The organism is Vibrio sp. Scap24, from assembly GCF_013394185.1.
Classification (GTDB): Bacteria; Pseudomonadota; Gammaproteobacteria; order Enterobacterales; family Vibrionaceae; genus Vibrio; species Vibrio pomeroyi.
In genome coordinates this window covers 303,987-328,951 of the sequence record NZ_CP041332.1, presented here as the reverse complement: position 1 = coordinate 328,951, position 24,965 = coordinate 303,987, and the positions used below count along the sequence as shown (strand labels likewise).

The following is a 24,965-nucleotide window of genomic DNA, read 5'->3' as shown; positions in this document are numbered from 1 at the left end:
ACAATCAAACGACTCGATCAGCTCAAGGTTGTGTGATTTAGCGTTAGTTATGGAGGTCGTAAATGCCCTGATTGTAGTTGTACGGTGACGCTGAATAATAATTTTCAGGTATCAGTATAGAACTGAGAGACTTTGTCTATCTATGATAGATACAGGGCTTTGAGAGGGTTAGAACAGTAGAATGACAATTAGTGCTAGAGTTATTCTGGTTTTTAATTAGAGTTAATAAAATAGATATTTGGCTTGTTAAATTTAATCGTGTCATAAGCTCTGTGTTTTAAAAATAAAAAAGCCATAGCAGTTGCTATGGCTTTGAATAAGTCAGGATCTAAGATTAGCAAACAGCAAGTCAACTTGTCTGTTTTGATATTCCTAGTCTTAATTCAATATATTTTCTTTACCTGCCGCAGTGTTCACTGCAGATGGTTGTGCGTAAATAGCTGTATTTCTAAAATCGCTAGTGTTGTCTGCTGAAAGTAGGGTTTTATAACCATTGAACGTATTACTTTCGACAGTTACATTACAGGTGTTGTTATTATCGGTATCCTTTATTTCCGCACTGCTAGAATCACCAACTTTAATTCCGCCAACATCACTACCACCCGATTTAATAGTGAACGTATTATTAGTGATTTGTGAACCAAATCGCGCATTGTTACTGCTACAGTTAATACGAATTGCATTATTTTGGATACTGCCACTTAAACCGACAAATTCGCTACTGTCTAATGTAAAGTAACCTCGAGAGAATAACCAACTAGCTTTTTTCTCGCCCAGATCATCTCCGGTAATGCCGTTTGCATCGAACTTTAGATTTTCAAGTGCTACAGGATCTGAATCTTTACCAATTTTACCAATGATGATCGCGCCGGTTTCATTATCTGAAGTACCTGCTGACTCTCTACCAAAACATCCGTCCAACTTATCATTGGCAAAAGTCATGTTTTTGATACTAGCACCGGGTGCAGTGACATCAATACAAGCATCTCCGGTAATTGTTACCAAACTAGCACCATCAAGTATAACGGCTTTGTTTAACTCGATAACGCCAGTATCAAATGTACCTTGAGATGATAGTTCAATAGTTGCGCCTTCTTCTGCTGATGCAATCGCAGCGTTCACATCATCGACTGATTTAGGTTTTCCATCATCGGCATTTTCTAATGCAGTTATAACAGATTCATCTGTAATCTCTGTTGCTGAGTAAGCTGTTTCTACGTCATCTTTTTCACATGTCATATCTAGCTGTTGCTCAGTCACTGTGTAAGTACAGTCCTTACCTTCAAAGGAAACAACACCTTCTTCTTCAGCAGTATATATTGAACTCTCAAAAGTGAAGCCATTAGCTACGTCTCCACTGTAAATGCTTAGAGCACGAGTACCTTCTTCATCATTATCAAAGCGATATGGTGAAGTTCCGCTGAGTGACTGTGCAGCAACAGCACCACCTGTCAGATCCCAATAGACGTTTTCTATAGAGTAAACTTCAACAGGTTCAACAGGGTCAGTTCCGCCTGGGTCTGTTGGAATAGGTAAACCATCACTGTTACAACCAAATAATAAACCTGTCGAAAGAGCGACAGCAGTAGCGATTTTAGAAATCTGCATAAAATATTCTCTTTATGATATTAAATCCGTATGTAAACCACATAAGAAATAGATAATGAATAGGCGTTAAATATTTTTCAGGATTAAACAATATTTATTAGAACGTCCTATTCTTTAAAATAAAGTAATTAAATATGCCCCAAAATTTTACAAGAGGAGAGGGGTGCTTTAATAAATTGACTATTTTCAAATTAGAATGAGTAAGCAACGCCAACACGGTATTTTGCTTCGCGATCTTTAGAAGACGAACTGATATCAGATGACCAGATTTCAGCAAAAGGTTTCCAAGAACCGAATTTGTAGTTAACTTTTAAGCCTGCATCCCATTCCCAGTCATCGCTGTTGTAAAGCAGTACGTTATCCAAAGATTTCACGTAGTTTGCTTCGTAAGAAAGACCAAGTTTAGGTAGAGATTGAATTTTGTAAGAACCCGTTAGTGTGACTTTTGATTTCTGTGCTGATTCTAAACGCTCACCAGTCTCTGAATCTTTGTCACCAAATTGAGTGTGATTACGGAAATCAGCATACTCGTGACGGTAACGAATAGCCGTTGTTAGACCCATGTCTGCTTTATAGCCAACACGGAATTGAGGTTTGTAAGTGACCTTTTTCATTTTCCAGTCACCGCCGTTGTAGTTCGGCTCATCCCAGTCCCAAGCGATTGGCATACCTACTTGTAGATACCAGTTGTTATCGACCTTGTAAGTTGCTGTATTCTCGACTTCCATGCCGTAAATGTACCAGTTGCCATCATAGAAGCTTCTACTGTTCGCTGATTTAACTTCGCCAGAGTCTGCGTCGTAGTAAGAGTCGTCAGTATGGAATTTAACTTCAAGGCCAGTTGAGTGCTTCCACTTATCAGATAGCTTAAAGCTGTGGCCTAGTTTCACGCGGTGCTGGTGGCGAGCGTCAACATGAGCTTCATCTCCGTTAGTTTTTGTATAGTCAGTCGCTGCACGATACTCATAACGGTAATCAAGTGTTGTTGCTGATGCCATGCCTGCAAATAAAGTTGTTGCCACTGCGATAGCAACCGTATTCATTTTTTTCATCATTACTCTCATATTTTTAGATTTAAAATTAAGTAAAGGTAGGGTTTTTCTTCCGAGCTACTTAATAACTCATACAATAATCTTATATGTTAAGTTTATGAAAAACCGTGAGCTAGGTTGAAATTCGAATAAATTGGATATTGACTAGTTTGTTAATTCAGTTGTGAGTCACTGATTTTTGGAATGGTATATACACAAAACGGCATAATTCGTTAATTATGGTTGCTCTTGGTTAACAAATTTAACTTTTTACCGCCTGTTTATATCAAAACGTTATGAATATCCCACTTTCAGTGCTGTGTTTAATGTCAATAATGACAGCCCTCTCAATTTTTCAATGTTGCCGAGAAATGCAAAATCCATGTGATAAAATAATACAAATGTTTTATGGGTTGATGTGGCGATATGTTACTCCCAACTATCAGATAAATCGATTTTTTATCTTTTTGGTTGTTCTGTTTTTGGTCGCCATACTTTGAATGTTTATCCAATGGATGGTTAAAAGAAAAATGAAAAACCTAGTATGTTTGGCGATAACGGCGTCACTTTCCCTCGGCGCACATGCTTCTGATATGGGAGTTCCTGCTGACTACAGTCAGTTTCAAGACATTCTCAAACTCTCTAAGCTGCAAATGTCTGATCCAGAAGGGAAACCTGGGAACAAGAAAGATTATGCGAGCAAAGGCAACTTTGATGGCGTTGTGTTTGAACACTTCTATGTTGATGAACCCACTCAAGCATTGGTCTTTAAAATGGCGGGTTACAAGAATCGCAGTGAGATTCGCGTCAATGACAATTTTAAGGTCGATGAGCCTAATAAGTACCATCATCTGAGTGCTGAGTTTATGCCCATTAATCCTCGTGATTCGGTAAAAAACAGCGAAAAAAAACGTGATGAAATGACGTACCTGCAAGTGCATAACAAAGGGACGTACTACGATGGAAAACCAGGTTCTCATGGTGAAGGGTATATTCCCCATCCTTTAGTTCGTGTGGTTTATGACGCCGACCGAAGTGGTAAGACAGATTGGTATTGGGCAATCATTAAAAATAATGCCGTTAACTGTAGTTCAAAGAGTGGAAATAAAGGCTCAACGGAATGCAAAAAGGCTTATATAAAATTACCATTGGGGCCAATAGCTGAAAAAGGCGCAGATAAGTTCGATATTTATGTCGGCAACCAAAGGTTAATTATTAACCATAACGGCAGCACTGTTGTTAATCATGACATTAGTTATTGGAAAGATATGATTAGCTATTATAAAGCGGGCGTTTATAACCAATTCAAAAATGGTGAAAGCGAAGCTCACTTTTACAATTTAGTTTATTCAATTAAAGATTCACCTGTTATTACCAACTAGTTTTCTTACACCTAGTTAATATTAATGGGTTTACAAATACTCGTTTGTTATTAAGGATAATTTGGATGTTCAAAAAAAATATGCTTGCTATAGCTTTGCTATCAGCAGTTCCTATTGTGTCATTTGCGAATAACGGTGTGTCTTATCCAGTTCCCGCTGATAAGTTTGATATGCGTAATTGGAAAATAACGATCCCTTCAGATATTAACGAAGATGGACGTGTTGATGAAATCGAAGGGGTAGCAATGATGAGCTACTCACATAGCGATTTCTTCCATCTTGATAAAGACGGTAATCTCGTCTTTGAAGTACAAAACCAAGCGATTACCACGAAGAACTCGAAAAACGCACGCTCTGAATTACGCCAGATGCCACGCGGTGCTGATTTCTCAATCGATACGGCTGACAAAGGAAACCAGTGGGCATTATCAAGCCACCCAGCAGCGAGTGAATACAGTGCGGTTGGTGGGACATTAGAAGCGACACTAAAAGTGAATCACGTTGCGATTAATGCTAAGCACCCAGAAAGGTATCCAGCTCACTCGGTGGTTGTTGGTCAGATACACGCGAAGAAACACGATGCTTTGATCAAAGCAAAAACAGGTTACGGCCATGGTAACGAACCCCTGAAGATCTTCTATAAGAAGTTTCCTGATCAAGAGATGGGCTCAGTCTTTTGGAACTATGAACGTAACTTAGAGAAGAAAGATCCTAACCGCGCTGATATTGCTTACCCAGTTTGGGGCAATACTTGGGAAAACCCAACAGAACCTGGTGACGCGGGGATTGCTCTAGGTGAAGAGTTCAGCTACAAAGTGGAAGTGAAGGGTACAATGATGTACCTCACATTTGAAACGGCTCGCCACGATACGGTTAAGTATGAAATCGACTTGAGCAAGGGCATTGACGAACTTGATTCGCCAACAGGTTATGCGGAAGATGACTTTTACTATAAAGCGGGTGCGTACGGTCAATGTAGTGTAAGCGACTCTCACCCAGTTTGGGGCCCAGGTTGTGCTGGCACTGGCGATTTCGCTGTCGATAAAAAGAACGGCGATTACAACAGTGTGACTTTCTCAGCCCTTAAGCTGAACGGCAAATAGTACATGCCATCACCAGTAGGCTAGCAGGGTTAACCAGAAGCTAGCCATGGTAGATGTTTTCTTAAGACCACTTAAACGAATGTTGAGTGGTCTTTTTGTTTTATAGGAGTTTTAAACCAGCGAGAGCGTAGTGAAGCTTATCAATGAAAGGTACAGCCAAAACAATACAACCTTGCCAAAGGACAAGGTTGTATTCAGAAAGCTTAGACAGAGCTTAGATATCTTTTAGAGATAACTCTGACCCTTAGAGTCAGTTGGGTATGAACGACATACCATCACTAGTCATACATCAACTCATTGGCCTTGTTTGCATCAAACTCTTTAAGAGACTTGCGCGCCAAATGACGGAATGGGAAGGCTTTGACTATCTCTTCGAATGGTTGGATGGCAAATGCCCAAAAGATAGAGCCGTCTAAACCGAAGATGATCAACGCACACAATGGAATTGAAATTACCCATTGACCCGTAAAGTTGATTTTGAATACGTCAGTGGTTTTGCCAAGAGCTCTTAATACGTGCCCGTGAACGGTGTTGTAACCACGAACGATTGGCAAGAAGATGTAGAGTGGGGCAATAACAGCCAAAGCTTGATAAGTCGAGGCGTCAAGATCTGGGTAAATATCGCCAATCACCAAACTTAAACCTGCAAACATCACCGCACAAACCATAGAGATACCAACCGCCACATCAATACTGGTATCAACGTTTTTAGTTAGGTCATCCATTTTCTTCGAACCGATCGCTTGGCTGATCGTAATCGCGGAAGAATGGGCCCAAGCCGTAATGAATTGAGTACCGGCACGTATCCACGGCATCACCAGAGTAATCGCTACGTAAGCATTAATATTGAGCTGTGAGTACAATAGCTGATAGATCGTTGCACCAATCGAAAGCATAGTCACGTTCGCTGCGACCGGGAAAATCTCAATGAAGTGACGACGGATGTTAGTGATGAACTCTGACTTTTCAGTATCCAGTTTCAACGACACAGATGAATCGTAATGCACACATAGAATCAAATACACAAGACGAATCGTAATAGCGATAACACTACCTAACGCTGCACCTTGTACGCCAATGCCTTCAAAGTTTGAGAAGCCATGAATAAGTACATAAGAGAGCACGGCGTTGACAGGCAGTTCGATTAAGTAGCCTTTAAACGGAACCTTAGTTCTGCCCAGTCCATTAAACAAGGCAATGATCACCTGTGTTAAGGCTGTGAAGATCACCAAATATTTTGAGATGTCTAGATAATGACTGATCTCAAGGTGAAGTGTCTTATCGTCGGTTAATGCTTGGATTAGAGGTTGCTCAAAAAAGGTCAGCAGAAGCCAAAACATCGATGCGACGCCAACATTGATGAACAGACCCGCCCAAAATGCCTTGGATAGTGAAGAGCTAACACCAGAGCCCACTGCGCGGCTGAGAACCAGCTGGGTACCATTAGCCAAGGCCATTTGAATACCCAACACAAACGCGATGATGGTCGTCGCAATGCCCATGGCGGCAAGAGGTATTTCACCAAGCGGAGAAACCAATAGCGTGTCGATCATCAACATCGATTGCATCAGTAATGCGTTTAAGGCGAGGGGCCAGGCGAGAGAGAAGTTTTTCCTTACGTACGATTGCGAAGACACAAACAACACCTTATGTGTATAACCGTAAGCTTTCTCTGAGACGACCCGACTTCAAGGTTTAAAGATGAAACACTACGGTATGGATGGTAAAAAATTGGACGCTAAAATGTGACTGACTCGTGTATTGAGATACACGAGTCAGTTTGGTAAATCTTGGTTATGCGATGGCGAGTTCAACTCGAGACAGCTTTTGGTTTTCATCGTCTAGTAACACTTGTGAGGCTATTCGAGCCTGCTGAGCGTTACCTGACATAATCGCATCGTATATTGCTTTATGTTCTTCTAAACAGAAGCGACCGCCTTCGGCTGAATGGTCGATGAACTGCTTGAAGATTGTCGACAGAATGTTCGCAAACGGGATGTAGAACTGATTGCCTGTCGATAAGAAAATCGTTTGGTGAAACAGGTGATCGTTGGTTGTCCACTCTTCATAATCAAAGCTGTTTGCTGCAATAGTCATCTTTTGGAACAGAATCGAAAGCTCTTTGCGTTGTTCTACCGTTGCGTTGGTTGCTGCTAGCGCACACGCTTCTGGGTCAATCGCTTTTCTTAAGCCTAAGAACTGAGACAAGAAGGGTTTGGTGTCTTCTAAGTCTTGAATCCAGTACAGCAATTGCGGATCTAAGAAGTGCCATTGCGTTCTTGGCTTGATACGAGTGCCGACTTTCGGCTTTGACTCAATCAACCCCTTTGCAGAAAGTAGCTTGGTTGATTCTCGAAGGGCAGTTCTGCTTACTCCAAAGATATCGCACAGCTCCATTTCGCTAGGTAACTTTTGATTTTCTTGTAACTCGCCAGATAAGATCTTACGAGCAATTTGTCGCGCCACTTGAACATGAATTCGGCGGCTTGAATCTTCCACCAATGTAAATATTGACATTTAAACCACCTGAAATTGAAACTTTAAAAACAAAAAAAGCCAGACGAATCTGGCGTTTTGATGTCAGTGTATACGTCTAATATAGCGTGAGGTTTTGCCTCATCTATTAAGGTCTTGTGACCTAATGTAATGTGTAACTTAAAGTGCAGCCTTAAAGCTGAGCTACAGCCGTTAAGCTAAGGCGCTATCTGTCCGCCGTTTACATCCAAGATTTGCCCTGTGATGTAACCGCTGCAAGCATGGGATGCAAAGAAAGCAAAAGTCGGTGCCACTTCTTCGATATTGCCAAAGCGTCCCATTGGGATGTTGCTAGCAATGTTCGATTTTAGCTCGTCGCTTTTACCATCGTGAAATGCAGTATCGATAGTGCCCGGAGAAACAATGTTGAAACGGATATTGTCTTTCGCAAACTCTTTCACCCAGTTACGGTGAATGTCGTGTAACCACGCTTTTGAAGCCGCATAGATGCCAGCACCCACACCGCCACCTTCACGAGCAGCAATCGAACCCGTGCTGATAACACACGATGTTTGCCCCGACTCAGCTGCAGAAGCACGTAAGTGGGGGATAGAGAACTTGGTTGTCATTAATGCAGAGCGAACGTTGAGATCCATGACTCGTTCATAAAACTCGTCATCGATACTTTCTAGATTTGCACGACCGCCTAAGCCACCTGCGTTATTGATCAAGACATCCATTCCACCAAAATGCTCGGTGAACTCTTTTACTAATCTTTCACATTCTGATGTGTCCATCAGATTTGCTGGGAAAAACGCAACATCGCCACCCAGTGCCGTGAGTTCGGTTAGAACGTCATCCACTTTTGGGCTGAAAGCACGACTATTGATGCCAATCTTTGCACCATACTTTGCAAAAATACGTGCGGTAGCTAAGCCCATACCAGCGGTAGAGCCAGTAATTAGAATGCGTTTGCCTTTTAAATCGTTAAACATCAGAGTCGCCTATATTGTAGATTATTTGCGTTAATAAATCATACAATAACACTTGCCATATTCAAGGGTGTTCATCTCAAAACCGATCATTAACGACATAAATAGTGAGAGTAAGAGTGGTTTTGTGAGTTCGCGCATACTCAAAAAGTGTAAATAAGAACTATTTGTATGCATAAATAGATTGAAGAGGTTTAATGTGTTGAATAGGGGGGAGGTGAGTGAAATATTGCTCTAGACTATATCAGGAGTGACCTCACGTTATTCTTATACTGAGTTGGTGCAGATATAAATCAGTGCTATAGTCCGGGTTAAATAATACATATCTAATAAGTAAGTAGACACATGGCTGGCTCTTTCAATTCGATTTCAGGCTCTAAGCGAAGCCTTCATGTGCAAGTTGCACGTGAAATCGCTCGTGGTATTTTGTCGGGCAATTTGCCTCAAGGTTCTATTATCCCTGGTGAAATGGCTCTGTGTGAGCAATTTGGTATCAGTAGAACAGCATTAAGAGAAGCGGTGAAACTTCTGACTTCAAAAGGTCTACTAGAATCTCGTCCTAAGATTGGTACTCGTGTGGTTGACCGCGCATTCTGGAACTTCCTCGATCCACAATTGATCGAGTGGATGGATGGCCTAGCAGACACAGACCAATTTTGTCATCAGTTCTTGGGTTTACGCCGCGCGATTGAACCAGAAGCGTGTGCGTTGGCTGCTCAATTTGCGAGCGCTGAGCAACGTATTGAACTCTCGGGTATTTTCCAACAGATGGTAGAAATCTCGAGTGCCGAAGAATTCGACCAAGAGAGTTGGTTAGATATCGATATGAAGTTCCATAGCCTGATTTTTAATGCAACGGGCAACGACTTCTACCTACCGTTCGGTAATATCTTGACGACGATGTTTGTTAACTTTATTTCTCACTCTTCTGAAGAGGGAAGTACCTGTATTAACGAACACCGCCAAATTTATGAAGCAATCATGGCGGGTAACAGTGACAAAGCACGCCAAGCGTCTGCAAGTCACCTGTTAGAAACTAATCACAGATTACCAGTGGCTAGCTGATTGTTTTAAAAAGACTTTGGTTTATAAAAAATAGTGATTTAAAAACCTTAGCTAAACAAACTGACACCTAAAAAGCACGTTCAATACGTGCTTTTTTTGTCTTCAAATTTGATGAAAACCTGACCGGTGTCCAATATTTAATCTATTATTTACCGTTTTATTAAAATCACTAGTAACCAGTATTTTAAGTTATATAATAATACTAATTAAATTATTGTGAGTGTGATTATGCCCCAGTCTCTGCTGCCAAATATTCTTCAATTCATCGGTCAGATAGACCCTTTCGATAAGATCCCTAAAGAAGCACTTCGTGAGCTTGCCTCTAATGTTCAGATCACTTACCTCGGTAAAGGAGATGTGGTTGATCTGTGTGAGTCGGGTAAAGAGAAGTCGCTCTATATCATTCGAACAGGCTCGATGGAGCAAAGAAAATCAGACGGCGTACTTCGTGCGCGTTTAGGCAGTGAAGATTTGTTCGGCTTTACGTTCTTAGATTCTGAAGTAAACGACGAGAAAGGCTATCGCGCCGTCGCCATCGAAAATACCCTGCTTTATGTGATTCCACACTCGGCACTTCAAACGCTGTTCAAAGCATTTCCAAGTTGTGCAGAACACTTTGCATCACAGGCTCAAGTTCGCTTGAAGTCGGCGTTGGATGTGGTGTGGTCAAATAAAGAGAAGGGCTTGTTCATTCGTAAGGTTGAAGAGGTGGCAAGCGGGCAGGTGGCCATCGTTAAGTCTGAGCAAACCATCCAATCGGTCGCGGTAGAAATGCTTCATCAACGCTCTCCTTGTGCGGTGATCTATGAAGGTGAAACCATTGTGGGCTTGATCACCGACCGTGATATGACCAAACGCGTGATTGCGCACGGTGTTAGTACTGAAAATTTAATCTCTGAGGTAATGACGCATTCTCCACTCACGGTAAAACCGGATGATCTCGTGTTGCATGCCGCGTCTATCATGATGCAATTCAACATTCGTAACCTTCCTGTAGTGAAAGAGAACAAAGTCGTTGGCCTTCTGACTACCTCTCACTTGGTTCAAAACCACCGTGTTCAAGCGATCTTCTTAATCGAGAAAATCAAATACGCGGGCAGCGTGAAAACCATGTCTTCCTTCACTTCAGAGCGACAAGCAATCTTTGAAGCGCTGGTGGAAGGTAAGGTTGCACCGGAAACGGTCGGCAAAGTAATGACCATGATTATGGATGCCTACACGCGCCGATTGATTCAGATCGCGATTGATAAGTTGGGGCCACCGCCGTGTGATTTCTCATGGATTGTGGCGGGATCGCACGCTCGTAACGAAGTTCACATGTTGTCTGATCAAGACAGTGCGATCGTACTGGCTGACGATGCAACCGACAGTGACCGTATTTACTTCAAACACTTAGCGATGATGGTGACCAATGGTCTAGCGAGCTGTGACTACCCACTCTGTCCGGGTAAATTCATGGCTGCGACGCCAAAATGGTGTCAGCCGCTCAGCGTATGGAAGCATTACTATAAGAAGTGGGTGGCAAACCCTGAGTACGAACGCTTACTTAACATCAGTGTGTTCCTAGAGATTCGTACAATTTACGGCAACAGTGAGTTTGAAGGTATTCTCCGTGATGAACTGCATAACAATATTCGCAGCAATCGTGAGTTCTTAAGCACGTTAGTGAAAGATGCGGTGAACACAAACCCACCACTGGGCATCTTCAATAGTTTGGTACTTGAGAAGTCAGGTGAGAATAAAAAAACACTCAACGTGAAGAAGTACGCTATTAACTTGATCATCGATTTAGCGCGTATTTACGGTCTGGCGGTGGAGTGTGATTTGTCGGCAACGGACGAACGTTTCGCTGCTGCTAATGAAAAAGGCATGTTGAGCGATGATGCGTTCAAGAACATCCTTGGCGCGTATCAGTTCATTCTGTCTTTCCGTTTCGGCCATCAATTAGAAGCCTTGAAGAACGGGGAAGTGCCAGACAACAATATCAATCCAGACAGCTTTGGTAGCTTTGAACGTAAGCACTTGAAAGATGCCTTTAGAATCATTGCCGACCTTCAAGAAGCGGCGAAAATTCGTTTCGGAGCGCGTTAATGAAAGCCTTGTTGAACTACTTTCATCCGCTTGAGCGAATAAAACGCAAGCGTAAGCAATATCTGGGTACGGTTAAGCTGCCAGAAGCGTTGCATGATCTGGTAGAACAGCCTTGTCCTGAAATGACGGATTTGGCTAAAGACAGCGACTATATTGTGTTGGATCTTGAAACCACAGGCTTAGACAGTGAGCAAGATCTTATCTTGTCTATGGGATGGGTCGATGTGGTGAAAGGACGAATCGATTTGGCTTCGGCCAAGCATATCTACCTGAACAATGATTCTCAGATCAACGCTGAAACTGCGGTAATTAACCACATCACACCACAGATGTTAGAAGAGGGGGCATCCATTCATGATGCGATGCTCACTTTCTTCGAAGCAGCGAAAGGCAAGATTATTGTTGCACACGCTTGTGTGGTCGAAGAGAAGTTCATTAGCCAATATTTGCTGAGATGTTATGGCTTAAGGCAACTGCCTTTACTTTGGTTGGATACACTGTGTATTGAGAAGAGCATGGAGAAAGCGATCAGCAACCATGAAGAGGTAGACTTAACTCTGGCTGGGACGCGTGCAAGGTATGGGCTTCCGGAGTACAACAGCCACAATGCACTAGCCGATGCCGTCTCGACCGCAGAGTTGTTTTTAGCTCAACAGAAGAGAGTCGTGCCTAACGATGAAGTGACCGTTTCATTTCTTTATCGGATCAGTCACTAAGGGCAGAAGCCCCACGTACTCGATTCTTGTTTGAATGAGCCGAGTTTAAACGATAAAAAGCCAGCGATTAAGCTGGCTTTTGTTTAGGTCTTAGAAAATTAGGACAGTAATTATCTTAGATTTTTCATGTAATGTGCTGCTTAGAAGCTGTAAGTAATACCTACACGGCTACGCAGTTGACGGTCACGGCTGTCTTGAACGTTACCGAACTCAACGTATGGACGCCAGCTCCAGTCAGCCTCTTTGTAACCCACTTTAAGGTTGTAATCCCACTCGTTGTCAGCACCGCCGCCGCCAGTCCACTCATTATCAATGAAGTCTTCTGCGTAGTTAGCTTCGAAGCCGAACTGCCAAGCATTCCAGTTGTAATCGATGTTACCTGTTACTTTACTGCGGTTCTTGTTGTCGTTTGAAGAATCAGAGGTGTAGTCACGGAACTCGTGACGGTAGCGAAGCTTCGCTTTTACACCTGAATCGAAAGAGTATTGAACACGTACTTGTGGTTTGTAGGTTACGCTATCAGAACCAAATGTTACTGGCATACTTGGTTGGATTAACCAGTGATCGCTGATTTTGAATTTGTAGCCGTATTCAAATTCGTTGTCCGCTGCTTCCCATTCAGAGAAAGGCTTACCTTTTTGCTTCATTTCAGCGCCGAAGAAGTGGTTATCTACCGAACCGCTCATCTTGATACGGCTTGCCCAGTCTTCTGAACCGTGTTTGTACTCTTGGCGGGCATCAAGTGATGCTGCTGAAACGCTGCCTGCAAATAGAGTTGCTACGACAGCTAAAGCGATTTTATTATTTTTTAACATTGATTTGTTCCACTGTTTTTAATTAAAAATGGTTGTTCAAGGGGCGGTTACAAAGCCCCTTGTAGTTATTTGGATTAAAGCTTCGGGTAAAGCAGTTCTACATCTCGTTGAGCCCAAACTTCCGCTAGGTTCTTCTTAACCGTGAACGCACTGAAGTCAGTTTCTGTTGCCAGTTTCACCCACTCAGGGTTTTCCATAGCAACACCGGCTTTCAGGTAAAGCGGAGTCATGCGTTCAACGCGACGACGTTCATCTTTTTGTGTGTATGGCCACTCTTTCGACAGGTCGTTGTAGTCAGCCATTAGCTGAATACCTGTGTCTAAAGAGCCACCTTTTTTGTTTGTGTAGTTCCAAAGATCGATGCCGACTTTGTCACCGATCTGAGCCATGCCGACCAATGGGTCTAGGCTGAAGTAGTGGTAGTGGTAAGCACGTGTACGTTCGATTTCATGGGGCTGAGAGCCGTCTTTCTCGAATTGTGTGTCGATACGCATTTTGCCTTTCTGAACCATCTGCTTAGCCAGTGCGTCGTTACCAATAAAGTAAGAAACGCCTGCTACTTGATAGTCGTACCAAGTGCCGTGGTTGTTTTCTGCGTAAGCTTCGCCTTTAGGGCCACCAGACAGATCATCGATGATTAACCAATCTAGATATTCGCTGTACCACTGAGTGATTTGCGTTTCATCAGACTCAGTCCACGTTGGTGATTGAGACAGAATGGCGATTGAATCCAGCATGCGGTCAGTCAGTGTTCTGGTATCGATGATTCCACCGCGGCGACCTTCAGCAACGCCAGGTACACCTTGTCCGTAGTTCACGTTCGGGTTCATCTTCGTATCTTCATTGAAGAACCAAGTTCTTACATATTCGATACCTTGCTGAGCGTATTTTTCGTCTTGGCTAAAGTAGTAGGCGATCGCTAATGCGCGAACAGAACGGGTGAAGTGGCCAATACGTTTTGAGTCAGTTTCGTCAGTTTTTGATGCTGGGTTGGTTTTTCCGTCATGGCGTACCCATGGAAGCCCATCTTCTTTTGATTCATCAGGCCACCAGTAAGGGCTGATGCTCATGTAATCGTTTTTGCTGCCGCTTGGCGGAACCATGCCTTTATCAGCAACGCTGAAAGGACCATCGTTCATAGCTAGTTCTGCTTCTTCAATCAGCTTGGTGTAAGCATCTTTCATTGAATCAGTAGCTTTATCTGACTGAAGAAGAGTGCGGTTCGCTTCTAATGTTGCTTCATCGAGGAAAACGAATTCAGCAGCCATAGCTTGTGAACCGAAAGTGATAGCACCAATACAGGCAGCCAGATGTAGGAGTCGGGGGGCTTTCATATTTACGCCTTTTGTTTTGAATTAAAATAATACAAATATGGTAGCGATCCGAGGCGTGATGATCTGTGAATTAGATCGTGTTGTAGTGACAAAACCACTATTTACAAAGGGTTACAAAGTTAAGGTGTGGCATAACACTATGTTTTTATTGGTTAATTTATCTTGATAAGTCTGTTTATAAAGTTCTTGTTTATCAATAAATGTGCGCTACAGCAAAAAATTGAATCTTTAGATGTTATTTTTATTTGTAATACATTATTATTTACTAACTTTATGTAGCAACACTTATCTTTCGTATGTTGAATATATGTAGATTCAATAAAGAACCGCTAAGTAGTGAAGTAAAGTGGATAGAGGAACGGATAGTTCAAAGGACGAGGCATTTGCTTGAGGTGATAAAAGCTTCAATCAGAGCAGGTTTGAAATGTAGTAGGCAAGGCAGTGACATCGCCTGCTATATAGAATCGAATTTAGTTAAGACGGTTAACGCCTCTCTAAATCGATGAAAAAAAGAAATCGTTGAAGTGCTTGCAAGAGCATTTTGATTATTGCTCCCAACTATTCTAATTATAACTTCTGCTTTCATTTAGAAAGGTAGGAGATGGTAGTCGAAGATCTGCCCTTGCGCTCATGTTGATACAGGCAACATGAGCGTTTTTTTATCTGGAATTTCAGTAAAGAGTCGTTTGAGGCTCAATAAGCGTGTAAACCGCGGTTTAAAAGCTAGGCTCTTAGGTTGATGACAGCTCGCTCAAGTGAGTCGGTTTGTTCTACCACAGACGTTGCAGAAGCGGCGTTTTTCGACGCTCCCGTTACATTGGCCAATGTTAGCTGCTTAATGGCACCCACGTTTTCAATGATCTCTGAGGTAACAGCGCTTTGTTCTTTCATTGCATTCGCCACTTCCAAACTGTTGTTTAAAATCGTTTCCATGTCTGCAATCACCGAAGTGATTCTTGAATGCGCATTTTCACAAGAGTCGACGCTGCTGTTGCCTTTCTCACAACAACTTTGAATCGTATTTACGACCGTTTGTGTTTGGTCCTGAACGCCTTGGATTATCTTTGAGATCTCTTCAGTAGAAAGTTGTGTTCGGCCAGCCAACGTTCTTACTTCATCAGCGACCACCGCAAAGCCACGGCCTTGTTCTCCCGCGCGAGCTGCCTCGATGGCTGCATTGAGAGCAAGTAGGTTGGTTTGTTCTGCGATGTCTTTAATCACTTCTAATACAGTATTAATCTTCTCTGAGTGAACAGAAAGGCGATTCACTTCTTCACTGGCACTGACAAGATCAGTCGAAAGGGTATTGATGGTGTCTCTAGTGAATGCCACATCATTCAGACCTTCGTTTGCCGTAGCGAAACTGGTTTGCGCATTGGATGAAGCGTTTTCACTGTTGGTCGCTACGTTTTGAATATTGCTGCCCATCTGGTTTATCGCGGTCGCAATGTTCTCAGTCTGTTGCTGCTGCTTGTTTAAAGCACTCTCAACTTCCATTCCGTCGTGTTGTAGCTGGTTCGAAATATTGCCGAGTTCTTGAATAGAGCCCTGAACTTGGCCGACAAGCTGACGAATATCGGTGAGGACTGTATTAAATGCCTTTGCGATATCGGCAATCTCGTCCGATCCCTTGTCTTCAGCTCTTACGGTAAAGTCGCGTTGTTGAGCGACGAGCATCATGGTCGAGTTCAGCGAGGCTATTTTCTTTGCTACGCGAGATGAGATGCCATAAGACAGCGCCATCAATAATGCCGCGACGGTAATAATGGAGCTTACAATGAAGGTGGTAATGGTTTGCTGAATCGATTCGACTTGCTGTTCTAATCGGCCTTCAACGTTGATGAATATAGAGATGATATCTTCAAACAGCATTTTCATTTCTGATTTCAGTTCAGCGACCTTGGCGGGGTTACGGTCGATGGCATCGACCATTAACGAGAAGTCTTTGTGGTATTGCTTTACTTCAAGTGTCAACTTCTCTAACTCAGGGACTGCGATATCAGACTCTTTAAGCAAGACTGAGAAACCGCCCATAAGTTGTTGAAAGTGAGAGTACTCTTGAGCAAACACCGGCTTGAGCGTTGTATCGTGGCTTATCAGAAGCTCTAATTCTGTTCGATTGAGCTGAAGCATAGAGACTTCGAGTGACTTTACCTTGATCAGCGTTTTCTCAAGTTTGATCAGTTTTAGATTGGCCAGTTCTGTAAATGAAACCACGATCAGTAAAGACAGGATGGATAAACAAGTAAGGCTAATTAGGGAAGTTTTAATTTTCATAGACGGGTACCAAAGCAAACAATATGACTCAACAATGTATTTGGAATCGTGTTTCTCTTATTTGCGTGTTAAATAGCTTATGAGAACGAAAATGAGATCTGACTCGCAACGGAAACGTTTGCTAACAGTATTTTATAAAATGATTATTAACAAGTTAAATATTTATTATTTCAATGACTATTGGTGATTTTTTTGTCACTAAGAGGCTGTTTTGGCGCTAGAGATCGCTTTGTCACTAACAGATTGGTGGAAGTCAGCTGGAAGAGAAAGGAATACAACAAGCGGGAGAGGGAAGGCACTGTCTAGGGGCAAAAAAATACGAGCATTCACGTCGGTTTACATGAATGCTCGTTTCTAGTGTCGATTTGTTTGAGAGAAAGGCTATCTAACAACCATAGTATGAGTTTTTGTGGCTATGTTTTAGGTTACGCATTTCTCTATAAGCGACATAAAGTAGGCTTAGCTTTTATGAAGACCTAGCGACTGAGCAAATCTAGCTTTGAGTCGGCATCCACACTTGTTTTGACGTGATTTTCTGGTCTTTGAACGTCAGTTCTTCGACCTTGTCGCCGTTAGAGTTCCAGCGAGTCAGTTTCCCGTTCGCCATTTCACCGTCACTGAATTTCGCTTGGCTCGCCTTATTGCCATTCGGGTAGTAGTCAGTGACCAGACCATCTTTTTGTCCGTCACTGTATTCTGCCGTTAGGCTTTGTTCGCCATTTGGATACCATCGAGAGGCAACACCTGATAGTTCGTTGTCTTTATAGTTGAGCTCGGCTTTCTTCTGCCCGTTGGGATACCAGGTTTCTGCCTTGCCTTGTAATTCACCTTTAACGTAATTCACTTTAGAAGCGACTTGGCCATTTGGATACCAACTGGTTTCTAAACCAAGTTCTAGGCCGTCGGCAAATTGAGCTTGGGTCGCGACTTGGCCGTTATCGAACTTCTCTTCAAACTGACCAGTAAAGGGTTTTGAATGGTTTACTTGATAAGCCAAGCCTTTACGCATTTGTAAATAGTCGACAGCATCTTCGCGTGGTGTAGCTGCATAACTCATAGAAGACATCGTACTAAGAGCAATCAATATAGGGATGTATTTCTTCATAATGACACCTTTTTATTGGACAGGGGAAAGTGTAACCGGTGTGTTAAAAGCATTTCACTTCAGTGGCCGACTGTCAGTATCTATTAGTGGTTTTCAAGTTTTCATTATTAGCGGTCTAATGAAGGGAACTTTTCAAAGCGTAATTTGACTATAAACTTGTGATATTTGTAATACAAATATGTCGTGTTTATTCATTTTTATAAACTATATCTAGCGGTGTTTCCGTTGTTCACATATGAAAATTTTCCGTAACGATTAACCGTTTTTAACAACTGTTATCAGTGTTTTAGTGACTTTGTTCTAATTTTACGGGTTTTTGATGGGTTTCCGGCGCTGGAGTCTGCACTAAGTTGATGAAAAGGTGCTCCCAGGCGGTGCAAATTTGAACTCGATCACTTGTATGATTAATTGAGAGTCAGACTGTAAGATCATCGTCACGCATTTAAATTATTGTAGTACAAATATGCTTGCCATCTATCTATAGTGACCCTAACAAAAAACATAAATAAAAAGGTCTTAAAGATGGAACTCAATACCCTGATAGTTGGCATCTATTTCCTATTCTTAATTGCGATAGGGTGGATGTTTAGAACGTTTACAAGTACGACAAGTGATTACTTCCGTGGGGGAGGTAACATGCTGTGGTGGATGGTAGGTGCAACAGCATTTATGACCCAGTTCAGTGCGTGGACATTTACCGGTGCCGCGGGTAAAGCTTTTACCGATGGTTTTGCGGTAGCGATTATCTTCATTGCTAACGCGTTCGGTTACCTAATGAACTACCTTTACTTCGCTCCGAAGTTCCGCCAACTGCGTGTTGTGACGGTAATTGAAGCGATTCGTATGCGTTTTGGTAAGGTGAATGAGCAAGTATTCACTTGGTCTGGTATGCCAAACAGCGTTATCTCTGCAGGTATCTGGTTGAATGGTCTAGCGATCATCGCATCGGGTATCTTCGGCTTTGATATGACAACGACGATTATCCTAACGGGTCTGGTTGTACTGATCATGTCAGTGACGGGTGGCTCTTGGGCGGTAATCGCATCTGACTTTATGCAGATGGTTATCATCATGGCGGTAACGGTAACATGTGCTGTCGTTGCTATTTACCATGGTGGCGGTGTTACGCAAATCGTTAGCGACTTCCCAACGGATTCGTTCATCACGGGTGACAACCTGAACTACATGAGCATCTTCAGCATCTGGGCTGTGTTCATCTTCTTAAAGCAGTTCAGCATTACCAACAACATGCTTAACTCTTACCGTTACCTTGCTGCGAAAGACTCAAACAACGCACGTAAAGCCGCTCTACTTGCATGTGTACTAATGACGCTTGGTCCAATCATCTGGTTCATGCCTTCTTGGTTCATGGCTGGTCAAGGTGTTGATTTAGCAGCAGCTTACCCTGAAGCTGGCAGCAAAGCCGCTGACTTCGCTTACCTTTACTTCGTTCAAGAATACATGCCAGCAGGTATGGTTGGTCTTCTGATTGCCGCTATGTTCGCAGCAACCATGTCTTCAATGGACTCTGGTCTAAACCGTAACTCAGGTATCTTCGTTAAGAACTTCTATGAGCCGATTCTTCGCCCTAAAGCGACAGAGAAAGAGCTAATGGTTGTGTCTAAACTAACGTCTACTTTCTTCGGCATCGCTATAATCTTAGTTGCTCTGTTCATCAACTCTCTTAAAGGTCTGAGCCTTTTCGACACCATGATGTACGTGGGCGCATTGATCGGCTTCCCAATGACGATTCCAGCATTCTGTGGCTTCTTCATCCGTAAAACACCGGATTGGGCAGGTTGGGGCACACTAGTTGTAGGTGGTGTGGTTTCTTACTTCGTTGGTTTCGTTATCACAGCTGACATGATCCAAAACTGGTTCGGTCTAAACGAGCTAACAGGCCGTGAGTGGGCTGACCTGAAAGTGGCTATCGGCCTTATCGGTCACATCGTATTTACTGCTGGCTTCTTCGTACTATCAACACTGTTCTACAAGCCTCTTGCTGAGCACCGTGAGAAAGACGTAGACAAGTTCTTCAACAACCTAGCGACACCATTGGTTGCTGAAAGTAACGAGCAGAAGAAACTGGATAACAAGCAACGTCGTATGTTGGGTTCACTCATCGCAGTTGCGGGTGTGGGCGTGATGACAATGTTCGTACTGCCTAACCCAATGTGGGGACGCATGGTGTTCGTTCTTTGTGGCTTGATTGTATTCTCTGTTGGTTTGCTGCTTGTTAAAGCGGTGGATGACAAGGTTGAGAAGCAAGACGAAGTAACACCAGCTGAAAGCTAAGTCCTTATCCCTCAAGAGATACGGCTTTCAATAAGACGACAAGTCTTAAGAAATTATAAGTTCAAACAAAGAAAACTTTAATAAAACGGTCACCAGTTTGGGTGGCCGTTATTTTGGTAATCCATTATTTAATGTGAGATGTAAAATGAAGAAAAAATTAATTTCGGTAAGCATTATTAGCGCGTTTACGTTAGCTTTCGCGACAGGCTGCACGACTCAAGAAAAAGCAGCACCCGTGATCAGCGCGGCTGAGCAAGCAGTGCCTTCGATCAGCGAAATCGATCGTAGTTACTTACTAAGCAGTGACCGCTTAACTGAGGTTGATGGCAATACACTAGATGTTGCTTCAGAAGAACAAGTGGCTGCACTCAAAGCACAATTTGAAAACCTAAAAGATGGCGACGAAGTTGTTATCCCTAATGGTAAGTACGCGAACTTAGGTCAAGTGACGATTACCGCGAATGACATCACCATCAAAGCTGAGCAAGCAGGTTCTGCGTGGATCACTGGCTTGATTCAGTTCGAATTGAAAGGTGATGACATCACGCTTGATGGCCTAGTGTTTACCGAAGGCGGTCCAAACGAACGTTTTGGCGCAGTACGTATGATGGGTAATGGCAACACGCTACAAAACTCAACATTCTACTACTTCAACCACGATTACACGTACGAGCCAGATGAGCGTCGCTCTGAGTATCCAAAGTACCTTTGGGTTTCTCTATGGGGTAAAGACGGCAAAGTGATCAACAACCGTTTCGAAGGTAAGCAAAAGCGCGGTACTTTGATTGGTGTTCAAAAGGATGACACATCAGATAACCACCTTATCGCGAACAACATCTTTATGGATCAAAAGCCGAACCAGTTTAATGAATTCGATATCAAAGAAGCGATTCGATACAACGGCAACAGCTGGGAAGCGATCCGTATCGGCGATTCTAAATCTTCACAGTGGGATTCAAGCTCTAAGTTTGTAAACAACCTGATGATCGATATGGATGGTGAGCGTGAGCTTATCTCTATTAAGTCGGGCGACAACACGATTTCAGGCAACACCATCTTCCAAAGCGCAGCACTAATTTCACTGCGTCATGGTAAAGGCAACACAGTTGAGAACAACATGATCTTGGGTAACGAGAAACGTCTAACAGGCGGCATTCGTATCTACGATGAAGACCATGTGATCCGCAATAACTACATTGCTAACACTCGTGGCCGTGATGGTGTGATTGAAGGCAACGCTGACCTACGTGGCGGTATCGTGATTAACACGGGCATCATCGACGTAGCGAATGGCGAGCAGCTAGATCAATCGGTGAAAGGCAAAGAGCTTAACAAGCAATGGACACCGAAAAACATCACCATCGAAAACAACTCTCTAGTCGATACTGAGTGGGGCATTGTTTACGGCAACCAAAGCCACCGTGTAAGCCTGTTTAACAACGCAGAAGTTGAAGGCATTTACGCAGGTGTGGACGTGGCGTTCAAACACAACGTGGTTGATAACTCGCAATCACCTGAGTTTGTAAGTGTACGTGCAACTCACGACTTCCCATTAGTGGGTGCGACTTACACAGACGAAACTTACGTGGGTCAAGTGACGGATTCTGAGCTGATTGAAAGCTACTCGGTAGAACTACCAAAAGTAGCGGTAGAAAATGGCATGAACGCTTACCAAGGTGAAGGTGCAGATGTGTCTAAACTGGCAGTGGTAACGGCTGAAACAGCAGGTCCTGATTACGTGCTTGAAAACACAAAGAAGTAACGCAAAATAAAGTCAGTTTTTAACTGGCAACCATAAAAACGAGCCCCAGCGCGTGTCAGCGTTCTGGGGCTTTTATGTTTTGGAAATTGTCATTTTCCTGTGCATCCTCTGAAAATTAATAATAATGGGCGTCTTCGTACAAAAAGTGACCACGCGTGAGGTGCCCAGTTAATGTATTCGAGTTCTCCTATCCATAATGCAGTCTTAAATTTACTGAAAAGCCAAGGATTCTCGATGCAGGAAGCGTCTCTCATAACCAAAGCCGAAACGGAATATCTAACGTGCCGTGATAGACAAGTCGTCGAGCGTTGGAATATGAGTCGCTGTCATTCTGAACACGCTAAATCGGTGTCTTACGTTCAAAAATACAAGCTGATTGAGTATCTGCTCGTACTTAAATCATCGAACCCTCACTTACCAAATGTAGCTGACTGAGCGAGGCTTATATGTACTTAACGACGATAAGACAAGCGATGACACAACCAGGATTACAGCAGTTACTGATAGCCAACCGTTTTAAAATTACTCCAGACCAATCAAACCAAGAGAGCGGTTGTACTTGCTCCATTAAGCCTCTTTCTCTTGTGCGAGATTACGCCTACGGAACCCATTACTACTTGCTTTGTCCTAAATGTAAGCGCATTGAGGTGACTAGTATGAAAAAGACAGACTGAATTGAAGAAACGGAGAGTCGCTTCTGAACACTCTTTTGTTCTTAAACTCACGTTCTCTAAATACCCGCATTGGCATTGACCAGAGAAAGAAAAATACACCCGATAGCGAAGAAGCAACTAAGTTAATAAATGGCATGGTTAACCTAATTTGATGTTTGGATTTTGAATTGAGGAAAGGGAGTCAGTGTTACCCAACTCCCTAGAGTTTTGCTTAGCTGTCAGTTATAAGCCAACAGCCAAAAGCTATTTGTCATTTAACCGAGCTTGAATGCTGATATTTCCACATCGAGTTCGTTAGCAAGTTCCGATAACTTCACTGCTTGAGACGCAGCGTCCTTCGCTTCCAACGCTAATTCATCAGACACTGCACGAATCCCTTCGGTGTTGATGGTGATTTCACTGGTCACAATACTTTGTTCTTCTGCTGCCGCCGCGATTTGTGCAGCCATGTCTGAAATCAAATCAACCGCCGAGTTAATGCTGGTGATGTTGGTCGAAGCTGTCGTTGCAACCGCAACACTTTCCATCGCTTTATTTTGACTTTGATCCATCACGTTAACGGCATTGCTGGTGGTGGATTGAAGCAGTTCAATTGTTTGTTGAATCTCCTGTGTTGAGGCGTGAGTGCGCTGTGACAACACTCGAACTTCATCTGCAACAACGGCAAAGCCACGTCCTTGTTCGCCAGCTCTGGCAGCTTCAATTGCTGCATTTAGGGCAAGTAGATTAGTTTGCTCAGCGATATCTTGGATCGTCGAAAGAATCGCATTGATGCTTGTTGCGTGTGTCTCTAGTTTGAGTATCACATCGGTTGCTGTTTGGACTTCAGTCGCGAGTTCTTCAATCGAGGTTTGCGAGTTGGTCACTTGAGATGCACCTTCATGACAAGCTTCAACCGCTACTTGAGAGTTCTGAGCGGTATTTTCTGCATTTGAAGCGATCTCTGAAGTGGCTGCAGACATTTCACCAACAGCCGTCGCCACCATATTCACTTCATCTTGCTGCTTGATAATGCGAACACTGCGCGCTTCGGCTTGTTGAGACGTTATCTTGGCTTGCTGATTGAGCGAGGCCGATATTGCCTTTAAGGTGGTGACCATACCGTGCATTTTGGATACAAAGGTATTGAAGTTATTGGCCAGCTGACCCACTTCATCATCAGAACGCGGGTTGATTCGTTGCGTTAGATCTCCTTCGCCAGAAGCAATCTCTTCAAGAGAGTCTCGAACGGCGAGCAGATCTTTGAACAGGTACGAAATCAAAGACAGAACCAACGTAATGAGAACGATCGTTAAAATCACGGAGGTAATGATCAATTGATGTCGGAACGCCTTGTATCCAGCTTCTTCGGTCGCTCTGTCCATTTGTATCGCGAATAACCAATGGCTATCTGGAATCTTCTTAACGTAAAAGAGTTGTGGCTCGTTGTCTTGATTGAAAATATCAATGCGGTGTTTCTCTTCCGCGTTGAGGATGAGATCAAGGGTTAGATCTCTGTGAATATGAGTCGTAGGTTGCATGAGAAGGGGAGAAGAAGGGTGCGCAACTAAAGTACCGTCATATTCATCGATCAACATTGGCGTAGCATTCTCACCAACATCGAGGTTCACAATGTTTGAAATAAGGTTTTCAACGTCCAAGTCTGCCGCGATAACGCCTTGAAGTTTTCCATTGCGAGTCACGGGCGCAGCGATGGTGATTACCATTTTCCCGGTCACTTTATCTTTGTAAGTTTTACTGGTCACTGGCTCATTAGAACTTGCGCCTTTTTGATACCAAAGTTCGCTTCTGGCATCGGTGTTGGATTTCAGCTCGGTATTATTCGAGCTAAAAAGCGCACCATGAGTATTGCCAAAAGTGACTTCTTGAAAATGCCCGTTTTCTTTAGCTTGTATCAGAGCGCGTTCAATACTTCCGGCTTCTAACAGCGCACCTGTGCTGACAATGATGTTGGTTCTGATATCGATCCATTGTTTGATCGACTCGGTTTCGGCATGAATGATGCCACCGGCTCTAAGATACGTTGAGTTATGGTTTTGCTCGTATTGTTCAGAGGTGGATTGCCACGTGAGCAGTGTTGCCATGACGACGATGGCCGACGTGAAAGCAAAGGTTATTTTCTGTTTTAAGGACAGATTCATATAACACCTGTAAGTCTTGATATTGCACTATTGCGGCGGCGTAAGTTATTACATTCAAGCTTTTGAGATCTATGAGATTCTGCCCAAAGACGTGTTTTT

Annotated in this window: 19 protein-coding genes; 9 read left to right on the top strand and 10 right to left on the bottom strand. The window is 43.1% G+C overall.

What is annotated here, in order from left to right:
• Positions 1–378: 378 nt before the first annotated feature.
• Positions 379–1,608: a hypothetical protein gene (locus tag FLM53_RS01330; RefSeq protein ID WP_176681023.1), complete on the bottom strand. Its 1,230-nt coding sequence runs from the start codon at positions 1,606–1,608 to the stop codon at positions 379–381.
• A 191-nt stretch (positions 1,609–1,799) separates the two neighbouring features.
• Positions 1,800–2,660: an oligogalacturonate-specific porin KdgM family protein gene (locus FLM53_RS01325; RefSeq protein ID WP_176681024.1), complete on the bottom strand. Its 861-nt coding sequence runs from the start codon at positions 2,658–2,660 to the stop codon at positions 1,800–1,802.
• 509 nt (positions 2,661–3,169) lie between these two features.
• Here FLM53_RS01325 and FLM53_RS01320 point away from each other — a divergent pair.
• Positions 3,170–4,021, top strand: a complete 852-nt coding sequence (locus FLM53_RS01320; protein ID WP_256099358.1) for a polysaccharide lyase family 7 protein — start codon at positions 3,170–3,172, stop codon at positions 4,019–4,021.
• Between the two features lie 65 nt (positions 4,022–4,086).
• Positions 4,087–5,124, top strand: a complete 1,038-nt coding sequence (locus tag FLM53_RS01315; protein ID WP_176681025.1) for a polysaccharide lyase family 7 protein — start codon at positions 4,087–4,089, stop codon at positions 5,122–5,124.
• Positions 5,125–5,402: 278 nt separating this feature from the next.
• Here the strand turns inward: FLM53_RS01315 and FLM53_RS01310 are convergent, their stop codons facing one another.
• The 3 genes from FLM53_RS01310 to FLM53_RS01300 all read right to left on the bottom strand — a co-directional run bounded on the left by FLM53_RS01310 (position 5,403) and on the right by FLM53_RS01300 (position 8,594).
• Complete coding sequence (locus tag FLM53_RS01310; RefSeq protein ID WP_176681026.1) at positions 5,403–6,770, bottom strand: MATE family efflux transporter; 1,368 nt, start codon at positions 6,768–6,770, stop codon at positions 5,403–5,405.
• Positions 6,771–6,918: 148 nt separating this feature from the next.
• Complete coding sequence (locus FLM53_RS01305; protein WP_017632465.1) at positions 6,919–7,641, bottom strand: FadR/GntR family transcriptional regulator; 723 nt, start codon at positions 7,639–7,641, stop codon at positions 6,919–6,921.
• 176 nt (positions 7,642–7,817) lie between these two features.
• On the bottom strand, positions 7,818–8,594 hold the full coding sequence (locus tag FLM53_RS01300; RefSeq protein ID WP_105057246.1) for an SDR family NAD(P)-dependent oxidoreductase: 777 nt from the start codon (positions 8,592–8,594) through the stop codon (positions 7,818–7,820).
• Between the two features lie 342 nt (positions 8,595–8,936).
• On the opposite strand from FLM53_RS01300, the gene FLM53_RS01295 reads away from it, so the two are divergent.
• The 3 genes from FLM53_RS01295 (at position 8,937) to FLM53_RS01285 (ending at position 12,463) form a co-directional block, all read left to right on the top strand.
• Positions 8,937–9,656, top strand: a complete 720-nt coding sequence (locus FLM53_RS01295; RefSeq protein WP_017632463.1) for a FadR/GntR family transcriptional regulator — start codon at positions 8,937–8,939, stop codon at positions 9,654–9,656.
• A 228-nt stretch (positions 9,657–9,884) separates the two neighbouring features.
• Complete coding sequence (locus tag FLM53_RS01290) at positions 9,885–11,747, top strand: DUF294 nucleotidyltransferase-like domain-containing protein (RefSeq protein WP_017632462.1); 1,863 nt, start codon at positions 9,885–9,887, stop codon at positions 11,745–11,747.
• Complete coding sequence (locus tag FLM53_RS01285) at positions 11,747–12,463, top strand: 3'-5' exonuclease (RefSeq protein ID WP_048663523.1); 717 nt, start codon at positions 11,747–11,749, stop codon at positions 12,461–12,463. Before FLM53_RS01290 ends, FLM53_RS01285 begins: the two co-directional genes overlap by 1 nt.
• Positions 12,464–12,603: 140 nt before the next feature.
• Here the strand turns inward: FLM53_RS01285 and FLM53_RS01280 are convergent, their stop codons facing one another.
• The 4 genes from FLM53_RS01280 to FLM53_RS01265 form a co-directional block, all read right to left on the bottom strand.
• On the bottom strand, positions 12,604–13,278 hold the full coding sequence (locus FLM53_RS01280) for an oligogalacturonate-specific porin KdgM family protein (protein ID WP_017632460.1): 675 nt from the start codon (positions 13,276–13,278) through the stop codon (positions 12,604–12,606).
• Between the two features lie 74 nt (positions 13,279–13,352).
• Positions 13,353–14,612, bottom strand: a complete 1,260-nt coding sequence (locus FLM53_RS01275) for an alginate lyase family protein (protein ID WP_176681027.1) — start codon at positions 14,610–14,612, stop codon at positions 13,353–13,355.
• A 723-nt stretch (positions 14,613–15,335) separates the two neighbouring features.
• Positions 15,336–16,889, bottom strand: a complete 1,554-nt coding sequence (locus tag FLM53_RS01270; protein WP_176681028.1) for a methyl-accepting chemotaxis protein — start codon at positions 16,887–16,889, stop codon at positions 15,336–15,338.
• A gap of 493 nt (positions 16,890–17,382) precedes the next feature.
• Positions 17,383–17,994, bottom strand: coding sequence for a toxin-antitoxin system YwqK family antitoxin (locus FLM53_RS01265; RefSeq protein WP_017632457.1), 612 nt, complete (start codon positions 17,992–17,994; stop codon positions 17,383–17,385).
• A 522-nt stretch (positions 17,995–18,516) separates the two neighbouring features.
• Here FLM53_RS01265 and FLM53_RS01260 point away from each other — a divergent pair.
• The 4 genes from FLM53_RS01260 to FLM53_RS01245 all read left to right on the top strand — a co-directional run bounded on the left by FLM53_RS01260 (position 18,517) and on the right by FLM53_RS01245 (position 22,725).
• A complete protein-coding gene (locus FLM53_RS01260) occupies positions 18,517–20,289 on the top strand; it encodes a transporter (RefSeq protein ID WP_026084408.1) in 1,773 nt (590 codons plus the stop codon).
• Between the two features lie 145 nt (positions 20,290–20,434).
• On the top strand, positions 20,435–22,051 hold the full coding sequence (locus tag FLM53_RS01255) for a polysaccharide lyase 6 family protein (protein WP_123296806.1): 1,617 nt from the start codon (positions 20,435–20,437) through the stop codon (positions 22,049–22,051).
• Positions 22,052–22,285: 234 nt separating this feature from the next.
• A complete protein-coding gene (locus tag FLM53_RS01250) occupies positions 22,286–22,486 on the top strand; it encodes a hypothetical protein (protein WP_176681029.1) in 201 nt (66 codons plus the stop codon).
• An 11-nt stretch (positions 22,487–22,497) separates the two neighbouring features.
• Complete coding sequence (locus FLM53_RS01245) at positions 22,498–22,725, top strand: hypothetical protein (RefSeq protein WP_176681030.1); 228 nt, start codon at positions 22,498–22,500, stop codon at positions 22,723–22,725.
• A gap of 254 nt (positions 22,726–22,979) precedes the next feature.
• On the opposite strand, the gene FLM53_RS01240 is transcribed toward FLM53_RS01245, so the two are convergent.
• A complete protein-coding gene (locus FLM53_RS01240; RefSeq protein WP_176681031.1) occupies positions 22,980–24,866 on the bottom strand; it encodes a methyl-accepting chemotaxis protein in 1,887 nt (628 codons plus the stop codon).
• Between the last annotated feature and the right edge of the window lie 99 nt (positions 24,867–24,965).